Annotated in this window: 11 protein-coding genes; 6 read left to right on the top strand and 5 right to left on the bottom strand. The window is 66.3% G+C overall.

What is annotated here, in order from left to right; translation table 11 throughout:
• Nucleotides 1-93: 93 nt before the first annotated feature.
• Nucleotides 94-3,447 (bottom strand): carbamoyl-phosphate synthase large subunit, encoded by a 3,354-nt coding sequence (carB, locus tag V3328_RS11605; protein ID WP_340329819.1) that lies wholly within the window; start codon nucleotides 3,445-3,447, stop codon nucleotides 94-96.
• A 173-nt stretch (nucleotides 3,448-3,620) separates the two neighbouring features.
• Nucleotides 3,621-3,875 carry a helix-turn-helix domain-containing protein gene (locus tag V3328_RS11600; protein ID WP_340330054.1) on the bottom strand — a complete coding sequence of 85 codons (255 nt, stop codon included), beginning with the start codon at nucleotides 3,873-3,875 and terminating at the stop codon, nucleotides 3,621-3,623.
• Nucleotides 3,876-4,074: 199 nt separating this feature from the next.
• Here V3328_RS11600 and V3328_RS11595 point away from each other — a divergent pair, with 199 nt between their 5' ends.
• The 3 genes from V3328_RS11595 (at nucleotide 4,075) to V3328_RS11585 (ending at nucleotide 5,876) form a co-directional block, all read left to right on the top strand.
• Nucleotides 4,075-4,200 carry a hypothetical protein gene (locus V3328_RS11595; protein WP_340329818.1) on the top strand — a complete coding sequence of 42 codons (126 nt, stop codon included), beginning with the start codon at nucleotides 4,075-4,077 and terminating at the stop codon, nucleotides 4,198-4,200.
• Between the two features lie 148 nt (nucleotides 4,201-4,348).
• Nucleotides 4,349-5,248: a KPN_02809 family neutral zinc metallopeptidase gene (gene ypfJ / locus V3328_RS11590; RefSeq protein ID WP_340329817.1), complete on the top strand. Its 900-nt coding sequence runs from the start codon at nucleotides 4,349-4,351 to the stop codon at nucleotides 5,246-5,248.
• 103 nt (nucleotides 5,249-5,351) lie between these two features.
• Nucleotides 5,352-5,876, top strand: coding sequence for a hypothetical protein (locus tag V3328_RS11585; RefSeq protein ID WP_340329816.1), 525 nt, complete (start codon nucleotides 5,352-5,354; stop codon nucleotides 5,874-5,876).
• A 40-nt stretch (nucleotides 5,877-5,916) separates the two neighbouring features.
• Here the strand turns inward: V3328_RS11585 and carA are convergent, their stop codons facing one another.
• Entirely contained in the window at nucleotides 5,917-7,107 is a 1,191-nt protein-coding gene (gene carA / locus V3328_RS11580; protein ID WP_340330053.1) for a glutamine-hydrolyzing carbamoyl-phosphate synthase small subunit, read from the bottom strand.
• A 280-nt stretch (nucleotides 7,108-7,387) separates the two neighbouring features.
• On the opposite strand from carA, the gene V3328_RS11575 reads away from it, so the two are divergent.
• From V3328_RS11575 to rpoD, 3 genes are all read left to right on the top strand, one after another.
• Nucleotides 7,388-7,840, top strand: coding sequence for a GatB/YqeY domain-containing protein (locus tag V3328_RS11575; RefSeq protein ID WP_340329815.1), 453 nt, complete (start codon nucleotides 7,388-7,390; stop codon nucleotides 7,838-7,840).
• Between the two features lie 141 nt (nucleotides 7,841-7,981).
• A complete protein-coding gene (gene dnaG, locus V3328_RS11570) occupies nucleotides 7,982-9,913 on the top strand; it encodes a DNA primase (RefSeq protein WP_340329814.1) in 1,932 nt (643 codons plus the stop codon).
• A 192-nt stretch (nucleotides 9,914-10,105) separates the two neighbouring features.
• Entirely contained in the window at nucleotides 10,106-12,133 is a 2,028-nt protein-coding gene (gene rpoD, locus V3328_RS11565) for an RNA polymerase sigma factor RpoD (protein ID WP_340329813.1), read from the top strand.
• Nucleotides 12,134-12,202: 69 nt separating this feature from the next.
• Here the strand turns inward: rpoD and V3328_RS11560 are convergent, their stop codons facing one another.
• Nucleotides 12,203-12,547, bottom strand: coding sequence for a hypothetical protein (locus V3328_RS11560; RefSeq protein ID WP_340329812.1), 345 nt, complete (start codon nucleotides 12,545-12,547; stop codon nucleotides 12,203-12,205).
• A gap of 183 nt (nucleotides 12,548-12,730) precedes the next feature.
• On the bottom strand, nucleotides 12,731-13,879 hold the full coding sequence (locus tag V3328_RS11555; RefSeq protein WP_340330052.1) for an adenylate/guanylate cyclase domain-containing protein: 1,149 nt from the start codon (nucleotides 13,877-13,879) through the stop codon (nucleotides 12,731-12,733).
• Nucleotides 13,880-13,953: the final 74 nt, after the last annotated feature.

Raw genomic sequence — 13,953 nt, 5'->3', positions numbered from 1 at the left:
CCGGTACGCCCGGCGCCGAGACAATCCCGAAATGTTCGGATATGCGCGGCGAAAGCGCAATGCCCTCTTTTCCGGGGGCTAACCCGCGTGCCTCTAGCGGGCTGCGTCGGCCGCTTCCGGTTCGGATTTCCCCGGACCGGCGCCCACATAGGCCTGAAGGGGCTCGACTTCAAGGGTGCCGGTTGCCATCGCGCGGATGCCTTCGGCCGCCGCCACGGCGCCGGCGACGGTGGTATAGTATGGCACACGATGAAGCAGCGCCGTACGCCTCAGAGAACGTGAGTCCGACAATGCGCGGGCGCCGTCGGTGGTATTGAAGACGAGCTGCACCTCGCCGTTCTTGATGGCGTCGACGATGTGGGGACGGCCTTCCAGGACCTTGTTGATCTTGCTGCAGGCAATCCCCTGGGCCTCCAGGTATCGCTGGGTCCCCCCGGTCGCGACAATCTTCAGACCGGTATCGGCGAGGATTCGTACCGCCTTCAGGATGCCGGGCTTGTCGTCGTCGCGAACCGAGACGAAGACCGTTCCCTCAACCGGCACCCGCGTGCCACCCCCGAGCTGCGATTTCGCGAATGCAAGCGGATAGTTGCGGGCAAGTCCCATGACCTCGCCCGTCGACCGCATCTCCGGGCCGAGCACCGTGTCGACGCCGGGGAAGCGCGCGAACGGGAACACCGCTTCCTTTACCGCTATGTGCCCGAGTGGCTTGTTGAGCAGGCCGAAGCCCGACAGCGGCTTGCCGGCCATCACCTTGGCAGCGACCTTGGCGATCGGAACGCCGATGGTCTTGGCCACGAACGGGACGGTCCGGCTGGCCCGCGGGTTGACCTCGAGCACGTAGATGTCGCCGTTCTGGATCGCATACTGGACGTTCATCAGACCGCCGACCTCCAGGGCGAGCGCCATCGCCCTGGTCTGGCGTTCCAGTTCGGCGATCGTCTCGTCCGACAGGGAATGTGGGGGCAGGACGCAGGCCGAGTCGCCCGAATGGATCCCCGCCTCCTCGATGTGCTCCATCACGCCGCAGATGAAGACGTCCCTGCCGTCGCTCAGCGCGTCGACATCAACCTCGATGGCAGACGACAGGTAGCTGTCGAACAGCAGCGGGTTCTTGCCGAGGACCGTGTTGATCTGTCCGGTCTTGTCGTTGGGGTAGCGCGCCTTGACGTCCTCGGGCACCAGCGCCGGCAGGGTGCCGAGCAGATATGCGTCGAACATGTCCTCGTTGTGGATGATCGCCATGGCGCGGCCGCCGAGCACGTAGGACGGCCGGACGACCAGCGGGAACCCGAGCTCGGCGGTAACGAGACGGCTCTGTTCGATCGAGTAGGCGATGCCGTTCTTGGGCTGGCGCAGCCGCAGCTTGTCGAGGAGCCGCTTGAACCTGTCCCTGTCCTCGGCAAGATCGATCATGTCGGGGGAGGTGCCGAGGATCGGAACCTCCGCTTCCTGCAGTGCCTGGGCGAGTTTCAGCGGCGTCTGACCGCCGAACTGGACGATGACGCCCAACAGCGTCCCCTTCGACTGCTCGATGCGAACGATCTCGAGGACGTCCTCGGCTGTCAACGGCTCGAAATAGAGCCGGTCCGACGTGTCGTAGTCCGTCGACACGGTCTCCGGATTGCAGTTGACCATGATCGACTCGATGCCGATCTCCTCCAGCGCGAAGGCGGCATGGCAGCAGCAGTAGTCGAACTCGATGCCCTGGCCGATCCGGTTCGGGCCGCCGCCGAGGATGATGACCTTGCCGGCCTCGCTGGGGTCCGATTCATCGACCGGCTCGCCTACGAAGGGACCCTCGTAGGTGGAGTACATGTAGGCGGTCGGCGAGGCGAACTCCGCCGCGCAGGTATCGATGCGCTTGTAGACCGGATGAACACCGAGACGCTCACGCAGCGAGGCGACGCTCTGTTCGTCGGTGCCTGCCAGCTCGGCAAGGCGCGCGTCGGAAAAGCCCATCGACTTGAGGCGGCGCAGCGAACCGGTGGTCTGCGGCAGTCCCAGCCTGCGGACCTTTTCCTCCATCTCGACGATCTCGCGGATCCGGGCGATGAACCAAGGATCGTACTTGCACGAACCGTGGATCAGCTCCTCGGAGGCGCCGACCCGCAGCGCCTGGGCGATCTTCAGGATGCGATCCGGGGTCGGCGCGCCGAGTGCCGCGCGCAGGGCGTTCTTGTCGTCGCCCTCGCCGAGTCCCGGTATCTCGATGTCGTTGAGACCGGTCAGTCCCGTCTCCAGGCCGCGCAGGGCCTTCTGGAGGGATTCGGCGAACGTGCGGCCGATCGCCATCACTTCGCCCACCGACTTCATCGAGGTGGTCAGCACGGGCTCGGCGCCGGGGAACTTCTCGAAGGCGAACCGGGGGATCTTCGTGACGACATAGTCGATCGTCGGCTCGAAGGAGGCCGGCGTCGCTCCGCCGGTGATGTCATTCTCGAGCTCGTCGAGCGTGTAGCCGACGGCGAGCTTGGCCGCGACCTTGGCGATCGGGAAGCCGGTCGCCTTGGATGCGAGCGCGGATGAGCGCGACACCCGCGGGTTCATCTCGATGACGACCAGCCGCCCGTCTTCCGGGTTCAGAGCGAACTGCACGTTCGACCCGCCCGTCTCGACGCCGATCTCCCGCAACACCGCGATCGAGGCGTTGCGCATCATCTGGTATTCCTTGTCGGTCAGCGTCAGCGCCGGCGCGACAGTGATCGAATCCCCGGTGTGGATGCCCATCGGATCGATGTTCTCGATCGAGCAGATGATGATGCAGTTGTCGTCCCTGTCGCGGACGACCTCCATCTCGTATTCCTTCCAGCCGAGCACCGATTCCTCGATCAGCACCTCGTTGGTCGGCGAGGCATCGACGCCGCGTTCGATGATCTCCAGGAACTCTTCCCGGTTGTAGGCGATGCCGCCGCCCTGTCCGCCGAGGGTGAAGGAGGGGCGGATGATCAGCGGCAGGCCGATCTCGTCGAGCGCGGGAAGCGCTTCGACCAGCGAATGGGCGAGCAGGGAGCGAGGCGTCTCCAGGCCGATCCCCTTCATCGCCTCGCGGAACAGTTCGCGGTCCTCGGCCTTGTCGATCACGTCGGCGCGCGCGCCGATCATCTCCACACCGTATTTCTCCAGGACGCCGTCGCGGTTGAGGGAGAGCGCCGTGTTGAGCGCTGTCTGGCCGCCCATGGTGGGCAGCAGGGCGTCCGGGCGCTCCTTCTCGATGATCCGGGCCACGACTTCCGGCGTGATCGGCTCGATGTAGGTCGCATCCGCAAGTTCCGGGTCGGTCATGATCGTGGCCGGATTGGAGTTGACCAGGATGACGCGGTAGCCCTCGTCCTTCAGCGCCTTGACCGCCTGCGTTCCGGAATAGTCGAACTCGCAGGCCTGCCCGATCACGATCGGACCGGCGCCAATGATCAGAATGGATTGGATGTCGGTGCGTTTTGGCATTCGTCTCCGGCGCGTTTGCTTAAGCGGGCGGGGCGCGCCGCAGAATGCGGTGCGATGGCGCGCTGTCGTTCATGTCTCGATTGGCCGGGCGCGATACATAGGGGAAAATGCAATGCGGCGGAAGCCCGCGCGGCGGGAATTCGTAGCACCGGCCGAACGACGGATTCGCGTCCTCAGGAATCGTCGTCGCCGGACGAGCGAAGATCGTCGGAGAGGGGCGTCACGTCGTTGCCGTCGAAATCGCCTATACCCTGCATGACCGCGTAGCAGGCGAGGCGGACCGTCTTGGGGATCGAGACGCGCTTTCCGTCGCGCTCGCCCTTTTCGTAGTACTGGATCATCCGCTTCTTCAGGCCGAGTACCTCGGCGGCATCTTTCTGCTTTAATCCCATAGACTTGCGCCATGTCCGGAACTCTCCGGAGGACATCGACAAGCCGCCTTTCGCCGAATTCGGCATATTAACCAGCCCCTTACTACGTCACGTAAATTTCACCAACTCGATATGCACCGTGTGCGCTTTTTCGCTTGACTGACTCGCACACAGTGCACATTATGGCATCACGAAAGCGCACTTGGTGCTCTCGATCAAGCCGATTTTCGGATGCGGGAGCCGGAGAGGAGGTGCCATGCTGGTCGACCTGTTGATATCCCGCGCCGCGCGCGGTCCCGGCAAGATGGACATGCACATGTCGGCGACGTTGAACTGCCGGCTCAATGCCTTGCTTCGCCGGGCGAGCCGATTCTTCGGCTGATCTGACGATGTAGATGCGAAAACGGGGCGCGACCGCCGGGTCGCGCCCCGTTTCGATTCCGGCGACCGGGGGCCCGGAGCGCGTGCGGTTCGTTGCCGCCGGAACCCGGCGCGGCCTACAGTCGTTCTCGCAGCGAGGAGACCCGACAATGCGATGGCGAGGCCGGCGAGGCAGCAGCAACGTTGAAGACCGGCGCGGCGCGTCGATGGGAGGCGGCTTCGGTAGCGGCGTCCGTCTTCCCGGGGGAGGCGGAAGCCGGGCAGGACTGGGCGGCATCGGCTTCCTTGTCGTCATCGTCGTGGTGGCGATGCTGCTCGGCGTCAATCCCCTGACGCTCATCGAGGGCATCGACGGAGGAATGGCGCCGACCATGCCGCAGGGCGAGGCGCCGTCGCCTCCCGCGAATGACGAGATGGCGCAGTTCGTGTCCGTGGTGCTGGCAGACACCGAGGAAACCTGGGGCGACGTGTTCCGGAGCGAATTCGGCCAGGACTACGAGGAGCCGCGACTGGTCCTGTTTACCGGCGCCATCCGATCAGCCTGCGGATTTGCGCAATCGGCGGCCGGGCCGTTCTACTGCCCCGGCGACCGGAAGGTCTATATCGACCTGTCCTTCTACGATGAGCTGCGGCGGCGGTTCGATGCGCCGGGGGACTTCGCCCAGGCCTACGTCATCGCCCACGAGGTCGGCCATCACATCCAGAACATCACGGGCATCCTGCCGAAATTCAACGAGATGCGGCAGCGTGTCTCGCAGAGCGAGGCAAACGAACTGTCCGTGCGGGTCGAACTGCAGGCCGACTGCCTGGCAGGCGTCTGGGCCCACGACACCAGCCAGAAGGGCTTGCTGGAACAGGGCGATATCGAGGAGGCGCTGAACGCCGCCTCCCAGATCGGCGACGACGCGATCCAGAAGCGGACCCAGGGATACGTCGTTCCCGACAGCTTCAACCACGGAACTTCGGAACAGCGGCGGCGTTGGTTCATGACCGGGTTGCAGGAGGGTCGAATGTACGCCTGCGATACCTTCAATACCAACCGCCTTTAACGGCGTTGGCCGATACCGCCTACAGGCCGCAACGATCTCTGGACAAAGGGTGTGTTGCGGTGCAGCATAGGCGTTTCGTGCATTCAGCCGCCAGGAACTGCAGATGGCCGTCCAGGATTTCGTTTCGGTTCCGCCTATCACGGCGGTGCATCTGGCCGATGACGGCCGGATTCCGAACAGCCGAATGCCGGTGTTGATCTTCCATGCCGTGATCGACCCTAAGGCCGCAAGTGCGGAGGGCTTCGAGGCTCTCTTCGAAAGCAACGGCTGGCAGCCGGCCTGGCGCGCCAGCATCTATCCCTTTCACCACTACCATTCCACGGCCCACGAAGTGCTCGGCGTCGCCAGGGGATCCGCGCGGGTGCTGCTGGGCGGGCCGGAGGGGCGGGCATTCGACATCGCAGCCGGCGACGCCGTGGTGATTCCGGTGGGAGTCGGCCACAAGCGGCTGAGTTCGAGCGACGACTTCCTGGTGGTCGGTGCCTACCCTGCCGGGCAGGACTGGGATCTCCTCAAGGGAGAACCCGGCGAACGACCCCGCGCCGATGAGAACATCGCGCGGGTAGCGCTTCCAGAATGCGATCCGGTCGGCGGTATCGAAGGCCCGCTTCTCGAACTGTGGCGCTGAAGCTCCGCGCGCTGCCGGCCTGACGTCCGGTGCCTGCCGACTACCGCTCGCCAAGGGCGGGTTCGCCCTTCTTCTCGCGGATCAGATTGACGAAGCGCGTGAACAGGTAGTGCGAGTCCATCGGTCCCGGCGACGCCTCGGGGTGGTACTGGACCGAGAACACGGGTTTCCCCTTGAGCCGGATGCCGCAGTTCGAATTGTCGAACAGCGACAGGTGCGTCTCTTCGGCGGAATCCGGCAGACTGTCGCCGGCGACGGCGAAGCCGTGGTTCATGGACGTGATCTCGACCTTGCCCGTGGTGTGGTCCTTGACGGGGTGATTGGCGCCGTGATGGCCCTGGTGCATCTTCTCGGTCCTGGCGCCGATCGACAGGCCGAGCATCTGGTGCCCGAGACAGATCCCGAACACCGGCAGCCCCGTCTCGATCAGTTTCGAGATGACCGGCACGGCGTATTCCCCCGTCGCCTCCGGATCGCCCGGCCCGTTCGACAGGAAGATCCCGTCCGGGTTCATGGAGAGAATGCGCTCGGCATCGGTGGTCGCGGAGACGACGGTGACCCGGCAGCCGAGCCCGGCCAGCTGGCGCAGAATGTTCCGCTTGATGCCGTAGTCGATGGCCACCACGTGGTACTTCGGGTCTTCCAGTCGGCCGTACCCTTCGCCCCATTCCCAGGGCGTTTCGTCCCAGTCGTAGCTCTGGGCTGCGGTTACCGCCGGCACCAGGTCCATTCCGACCAGCCCCGGCCAGGCGCCGGCCTCTGCCTTGAGGGCATCAAGATCGAAATTGCCGTCGGGATCATGGGCAATCACCGCGTTCGGCATGCCCTTTTCCCGGATCAGCGTCGTCAGCGCCCGCGTGTCGATGCCGGCAAGGCCGATGATGCCGCGGGCCCTCAGCCACGCGTCGAAATGCCGTGCCGAACGCCAGTTGGACGGCTCCGTGATCGGCGTGCGGACGATGCAGCCCAGAACGCCCGACGCCGCAGCGAGGTTGGTCGTCTCGATGTCCTCGTCGTTAGTGCCGACATTGCCGATGTGCGGGAAGGTGAAGGTGATGATCTGGCCCGCGTAGGAGGGGTCGGTGAGGATCTCCTGATAGCCCGTCATTGCAGTGTTGAAGCACACTTCGCCGACGGCCTTGCCGACCGCGCCGAGGCCCTGGCCTCTCAGGACGGTGCCGTCGGCCAGGACGACCACGGCGGTGGTCGCCGGCTCGCTCCAGCCGTCCATGCTCCCGGAGGGTGCTTCCTCCACGAGATCTTGCACCATGATCGATTGCTCCCTACATATCCGCGCCGAAAGAGGCCGTTCCTGTTCATGACGAACACGCGGAAAGTGAAGACGGCCAAACGGGATCCGGGCGGAAGCTAGGACACGAACACGCCCCCGTCAAGAAACGGGGGAAAAGAATTTATCTCTTAAATATCAACGGTTTGGAGACTATCTACTGGTTGCGCTCCCCGCGCCCGGTGGGGTATTCTTCCGCCGTTCGGGCAAGGGGACGGACATCATGCTCCGCGATCAGATCAACGAAGCGCTCAAAGTAGCGATGAAAGACAAGGACAAGCGCCGCATGGCGACGCTGCGTCTCATCAATGCCGCCGTGAAGGACCGCGACATAGCGGCGCGCACCGGCGGCAAGGACAGCGTCGGCGACGACGACATCCGCCAACTGCTGTCGAAGATGATCCGCCAGCGCGAGGAATCCGCGGTCGTCTATGCCGAGGCCGGCCGGACGGAACTGGCCGAGCAGGAACGCGAGGAAATCGAGATCATCAAGGACTTCCTGCCGCGCCAGATGTCGGCCGACGAGGTGCGCGGCGCCTGCGAGGAAGTGGTCAAGGAAATCGGCGCGCACGGCCTGCGCGACATGGGCAAATGCATGGCGACCCTGAAGGAGCGCTATCCCGGCCGCATCGACTTCGGCCAGGCAAGCACCGTCGTCAAGGGAATGCTGAACTAGCGGGATATCCGCTTTTGTGTTGGCCAAGGGCTCCGGCGCAAGCCGGGGCCCTTTCTTCGTGCACAGGCGGATCGAATCGATTCGCAAGACTCGATTCGCAGCCGTATAATTCTGCGCCTTAGCTGGCGATCGTTGACCCTCATGCGTTTCCCACCCTCGTTGCTCGACGAGATACGTGCCCGTCTGCCGGTTTCCGACGTCGTCGGCCGGAAGGTGAAACTGCGCCGGCAGGGGCGGGAGTTCATCGGGTTGTCGCCGTTCAACGCCGAAAAGACTCCCTCCTTCACGGTCAGCGACCAGAAGGGCTTCTACCACTGCTTTTCGTCGGGCAAGCACGGCGACATCTTCCGGTTTCTCATGGAAACCGAGGGGCTCAGCTTTCCCGAAGCGGTGGAACGTCTCGCCGGTGACGCGGGCGTGCCGATGCCCAAGCCCGACGCCTATTCGGAGAAGCGCGAGCGCGAGCGGGCCGGCCTGCTGGACGTGGCCGAGGCGGCCGCCGCGTTCTTCGAGCGCTGCCTGACCGAACCCGGCGGCGCCCGCGCCCGAGACTACCTGCAGGAACGCGGGGTGGACCGGAAGATCCAGCAACAGTTCCGGATCGGCTATGCGCCCGGCGGCCGCCATGCATTGAAGGAGCATCTCGGCAAGCTCGGCATCGACAACGAGGCAATGGCCGCAGCGGGCCTGCTGATCACCGGATCCGACGTTGCCGTCCCGTTCGACAGGTTCCGCGACCGGCTGATCTTCCCCATCACCAATCTGCAGGGCCGGGTCATCGCTTTCGGCGGACGCGCGCTGCAGGCCGACCAACAGCCGAAATACCTGAACTCTCCGGAATCGGAGCTGTTCCACAAGGGCCGGGTGCTGTTCAACATGACCGCAGCCCGGCGCGCCGTTCAGGAAAAAGGCACCATCGTCGTCGCCGAGGGGTACATGGACGTGGTCGCCCTGACCCGCGCCGGCTTCGCCAATGCGGTCGCGCCTCTCGGCACGGCCCTGACAGAGGACCAACTCGCGCTGCTGTGGCGGGTAACCGACGAGCCGGTGCTCTGTTTCGACGGCGATGCGGCGGGCCTGCGCGCCGCCTTCCGCTCCGCCGACCTGGCGCTGCCAGGACTCAAGGCCGGCAAGAGCCTGCGGTTTGCAATGCTCCCCGAAGGCATGGATCCCGACGACTTGCTCCGCGCCGACGGTCCCGCCGCCGTGGCGGAGGTGATCGGCAAGGCGGGCCCGCTGGCCGACATGCTGTGGACGCGGGAGGTCGAGGCCGCGCCGCTCGACACCCCGGAACGCCGTGCCGCCTTCGAGGCGCGTCTGCTCGAAACCGTCCGTCGCATCGCCGACGAACGGGTGCGGCGCCACTATGGCGAATTGTTCCGCGATCGGCTGGCGCAGTTCTTCGGGCGCCAGTCCGGGGTGGCGGGACGTGGGCGGCGGCCTGCGGGGGCTAGCCGGCAATGGCAGCCGCCGCGCGGCCGCAAGCAGTTCGGCCAGGCAGGGGCGGGTCCCGCCGCCGGCAGGGCGAGTTCCGACCTGGTGCGCCGGGTCGCCTCGGAACGGCGGACGCTGCCGCGCCGCGAAGCCATACTCATGCTGGCTCTGGTCAACCATCCCGCGTTTCTCGCCGATCGCGCCGAGATGGTAGCGGAGATGGAGATTTCGAACCGCGAGCTGGCGGATCTGCGCGATGCGCTGCTCGACATCGTCGCGAGCCCGGACATCGATGCGCCCGAGCTGCGCCGGCGTCTCGCCGGACGCGGTCTGGAGTCGCTGGTCGAGAAGCTGGAAGCCTCCTGGGCCGCGTCCGGCCGGGCCGAATGGTGGGTCGATTCCGGGGCCGCCTCTATTGACGTGGAGCACGCGTGGGACCATACGGCGGCCTTGCATCACAAGCTCGTCACGTTACATAGGGAGCTCAAGGCAGCCGAGATAGCGCTCCAGGCAGAGCCGAGCGACGAAAATCTGGCGCGGCTGTTCGACATTCAGACCCAGCTCGCGAACGCCGAGGGTACCGAGGCGCTGATGGAGGGCTTTGGCCAGGCATCCGGACGATCTGTGCGGGCGTTCTGAATGATGCGGACTGACGGCCGGGGTAGAATTCGAATTAACTTTAATGGCGGATTAAGGGGCACACGGTAGCACGGATGATCGACGGGACGCGCGAAAGCCGCGGCTGAAGCCGGCGGTCGCGATTGTCGTTGCAGTTCCGGGACGAGGTCCCGGGCACCCTTCGTCCGGAACCCTTTGTCGGGAGACATGCATATGGCAACGACTGCCAAACAAGCCGAAACGGCACCGGAGCAGCAGGCGGAAGCGCCGGACGGTCCCCTGCTCGACCTGTCGGATGCCGCGGTCAAGAAGATGATCAAGACCGCGAAGAAGCGCGGCTACGTCACCTATGAAGAGCTGAATGCGGTGCTGCCCTCCGAGGAGGTCACCTCCGAGCAGATCGAGGACACCATGGCGATGCTCTCCGACATGGGCATCAACGTCGTGGAGACCGAAGAGGCGGACGACAGCGACGACAGCGGCGACGGCGACGAGGAGAGCGGCGGCGAACTGGTCGTCGCGCAGCGCACCGCGGTCACGACCACCACGACGAAGTCGGAGCCGACCGATCGCACTGACGATCCGGTCAGGATGTATCTGCGCGAGATGGGCTCGGTGGAGCTTCTGTCGCGCGAAGGCGAGATCGCGATCGCCAAGCGCATCGAGGCCGGCCGGGAGGCGATGATCGCGGGCCTCTGCGAGAGCCCGCTGACGTTCCAGGCCATCATCATCTGGCGGGACGAACTGGCCGACGGCAAGATCCTGCTGCGCGACATCATCGACCTGGAAGCGACCTATGCCGGGCCCGACGCCAAGGCGCCGGTGGCGTCAGATCCCTCCGGTTCGGAGGGCGAAGGCGATGGCGCGGCCAAGGCGAACGGTCATGTCGGCGCGCAGGCTGAGCGCAAGGCAGAGGAAGGCGAGAGCGACAACGAGTCCGGCGAGGACGATGACGACGACGAGTACGAAGCCAACATGTCGCTCGCCGCGATGGAGGCCGAGCTCAAGCCGCAGGTCGTCGAGACCTTCGACAACATCGCCGGAAACTACAAGAAGCTGCGCCGCCTGCAGGACCAGCACGTAGAGAACCGGCTGAAGAACACGCACCTGTCGCCCAGCCAGGAGCGTCGCTACAAGAAGCTCAAGGAAGACATCGTCGTCGACGTCAAGAGTCTGTCGCTCAACCAGAATCGCATCGAGGCGCTGGTCGAGCAGCTCTACGACATCAACCGCAAGCTGCTCGGCTACGAAGGGCGCCTGCTGCGGCTTGCCGAGTCGCACGGCGTCGACCGCGAGGACTTCCTGCGCCAGTACCGCGACCATGAACTGGATCCGAACTGGATCCGTCGGGTCGCCAATCTCGGCGCCAGGGGCTGGAAGGACTTCATCGCCTCGGAGAAGGACACCGCCAAGGACATTCGCGGCGCCATCCAGCAGCTCGCCACCGAGACGGGCCTGGAGATCGGCGAGTTCCGTCGCATCGTCCACATGGTCCAGAAGGGCGAGCGCGAGGCGCGGATCGCCAAGAAGGAGATGGTCGAAGCGAACCTGCGCCTCGTCATCTCGATTGCCAAGAAATACACCAACCGCGGCCTGCAGTTCCTCGACCTGATCCAGGAAGGCAACATCGGCCTGATGAAGGCGGTCGACAAGTTCGAGTACCGCCGCGGCTACAAGTTCTCCACCTACGCCACCTGGTGGATCCGCCAGGCGATCACCCGCTCGATCGCCGACCAGGCGCGGACCATCCGTATCCCGGTGCACATGATCGAGACGATCAACAAGATCGTCCGCACCTCGCGCCAGATGCTGCACGAGATCGGCCGCGAGCCGACGCCGGAGGAACTTGCCGAGAAGCTGGCGATGCCGCTGGAGAAGGTGCGCAAGGTCCTGAAGATCGCCAAGGAGCCGATCTCGCTCGAGACGCCGATCGGCGACGAGGAGGACTCCCACCTCGGCGACTTCATCGAGGACAAGAACGCCATCCTGCCGATCGACGCGGCGATCCAGGCGAACCTGCGCGAGACCACCACGCGGGTGCTCGCCTCGCTGACCCCGCGCGAGGAGCGCGTGCTGCGCATGCGCTTCGGCATCGGCATGAACACCGACCACACGCTGGAGGAGGTCGGGCAGCAGTTCTCGGTGACCCGCGAGCGCATCCGGCAGATCGAGGCGAAGGCGCTCAGGAAGCTCAAGCACCCGAGCCGCTCTCGCAAGCTCAGAAGCTTCCTGGATAACTGACAACCAGTTGATATGATTAAAGAAAACGGCGGGCTCGGGCCCGCCGTTTTCGTTTGGGACTTAACCTGATCAGTCGCCGGAGGGCGGCCGTTTTTTCTCTTCGCGGGCCGGTTCGTAGAGCCGGCCGTCCTCGGTCGCCTGGTGCACGGGCGGCGCCTTGGGCCGTTCCGGACTGCCCTGCGGGCTGTCCTCGCCGGGGGCGTCGCGATGATAGGGGTCGAGCGTGCCGCCCTTGGCCTGCTTGTGGCGGTCGCCGCCGATGGCCGGCTCGCCGGCGGGCGGATTCGGATAGCGATCTCCGTAGGTTAGCCCGAGCCTGTCGACGGGATTGTGCTGGGCGTCGTAGCGCACGCGCTCTGCGTCCCTGGCGAGCTTGCGGTCTTCGGTGGTCAGTCGGGCGCGGGATTCGACCATCTCGGTCTCTCCTGGAATGGGGTCAAGGCTTCCATGCGGAGAACGATCGGCGACAGAGTAAGTTCCGCACCATGCCTCTGCCGCCGCGGTGCCGGGACAGTGCCAGGACGGTGCCGGAACCGTGCCGTCGCTGTGCCGCGGGGCTGCCGGCCGGGTGCCAGGCATGCGGGCCACGGATCTCACTCACCGCGCCGGCGCGAACACCGGGCAGGGGGTGGCGATGCCGCGCAGCGGATGGTCGCCGAGCGCGACCAGCGGCTCGCTCGTCTCCGCGGCGAAGGCGCCGGACACCAGCACCGGTCGGCCGAGCGGCCGGCACAGGCCTTCCAGCCTGCTCACCAGGTTGACCGCCGGACCGATGGCGGTGAAGTCGAGCCGGTCGGCGGCGCCGATATTGCCCCACAGCATCTCGCCGAGATGCAGGGCGGTGCCGTACAGCAGCGGCGGCCGGCCCGCGCCGGCGCGCTGCCGGTCGAGGTGGTCCATGCCGGCGCGCGCGGCGGCGGTGGCGCGCAGCGCCGCCTCGCAGGCCACCGCCGCCTGGCGCCCCTCGACCGGGAAGATCGCCAGCACCCCGTCGCCGATGAACTTCAGAACCTCGCCGCCGAAGGCGTGCACGGCGCCGGCGATGCGGTCGAACCAGTCGCCGAGCGCGGCGACCACCTCGTCCGGCGCTGCGGCCTCCGACAGTTCGGTGAAGCCGCGCAGGTCGGCGTAGAGCAGCACGGCGCGGATGGTCTCGCCGGCATCGCGCCGCAGCCGGCCAGCCAGCACCCGGGCGGCGCTGCGCCGGCCGAGATAGGTCTCCAGCAGCGCCGCCGTCGTGGCGCGCGCGGCGAGCACCGCCAGCGGGGCCGCGGCGAAGCGGGCGACGTCGCCGAGCAGCGCCGCCTCGCCGGCCCGGAGAGGACGGCGCGCCGCCCAGCCCAGGACGGCGGGGCCAGCGGATGAGGGATCGGCAGAGGAAGGGTCGGCCGAGGAAGGGGTGGCTGAGGAAAGGTTGGCGGCGGCGCCGACGACATCCTGGCGGACGATGCCGGTGCCGAGCCCGGCCAGCCAGTCGCGCCCGACAGGGTCGCTCCCGGATAGCGCGGCTGCGGGCGCCGGCCGCTGGCCAAGCCCCAGCGCCTCGATGACCTCGCCGTCCCCGGCGCGCCACAGCCAGGTGCGCCGCGCGATGATCGGATGCGGCGCGGCCTGGGTGAGGGCGCCGCCGGCAAGCGGCAGGCCGGCGGCGGCGAGCCTGCCGCCGAGCGCCGCCAGCGCGGCGCCGCCGTCGGGCAGGCCGGCGGCCTCGTCGACCAGGAAGGACAGGACGTCGGGCAGCGTCATGGCGGCGATCATGCATCGCCGCGGCCGCCGTGTCATGACGGTGGTGGACGGCCCCGCCCCGATTGCGGCGCGCG

Origin of the sequence: Microbaculum marinum, from assembly GCF_037855135.1 — a bacterium.
GTDB classification, from domain to species: Bacteria; Pseudomonadota; Alphaproteobacteria; order Rhizobiales; family Tepidamorphaceae; genus Microbaculum; species Microbaculum marinum.
The sequence above is the reverse complement of the archived record's forward strand: the minus strand, read 5'-3'. Positions and strand labels throughout refer to the sequence as shown.

Bases quoted from the DNA above. Each gene is read 5' to 3' on its own strand.
- carB (WP_340329819.1), bottom strand. From the start codon at position 3,447: ATGCCAAAACGCACCGACATCCAATCCATTCTGATCATTGGCGCCGGT.
- V3328_RS11600 (WP_340330054.1), bottom strand. From the start codon at position 3,875: ATGTCCTCCGGAGAGTTCCGGACATGGCGCAAGTCTATGGGATTAAAG.
- V3328_RS11595 (WP_340329818.1), top strand. From the start codon at position 4,075: ATGCTGGTCGACCTGTTGATATCCCGCGCCGCGCGCGGTCCCGGCAAG.
- ypfJ (WP_340329817.1), top strand. From the start codon at position 4,349: ATGCGATGGCGAGGCCGGCGAGGCAGCAGCAACGTTGAAGACCGGCGC.
- V3328_RS11585 (WP_340329816.1), top strand. From the start codon at position 5,352: ATGGCCGTCCAGGATTTCGTTTCGGTTCCGCCTATCACGGCGGTGCAT.
- carA (WP_340330053.1), bottom strand. From the start codon at position 7,107: ATGGACGGCTGGAGCGAGCCGGCGACCACCGCCGTGGTCGTCCTGGCC.
- V3328_RS11575 (WP_340329815.1), top strand. From the start codon at position 7,388: ATGCTCCGCGATCAGATCAACGAAGCGCTCAAAGTAGCGATGAAAGAC.
- dnaG (WP_340329814.1), top strand. From the start codon at position 7,982: ATGCGTTTCCCACCCTCGTTGCTCGACGAGATACGTGCCCGTCTGCCG.
- rpoD (WP_340329813.1), top strand. From the start codon at position 10,106: ATGGCAACGACTGCCAAACAAGCCGAAACGGCACCGGAGCAGCAGGCG.
- V3328_RS11560 (WP_340329812.1), bottom strand. From the start codon at position 12,547: ATGGTCGAATCCCGCGCCCGACTGACCACCGAAGACCGCAAGCTCGCC.
- V3328_RS11555 (WP_340330052.1), bottom strand. From the start codon at position 13,879: ATGACGCTGCCCGACGTCCTGTCCTTCCTGGTCGACGAGGCCGCCGGC.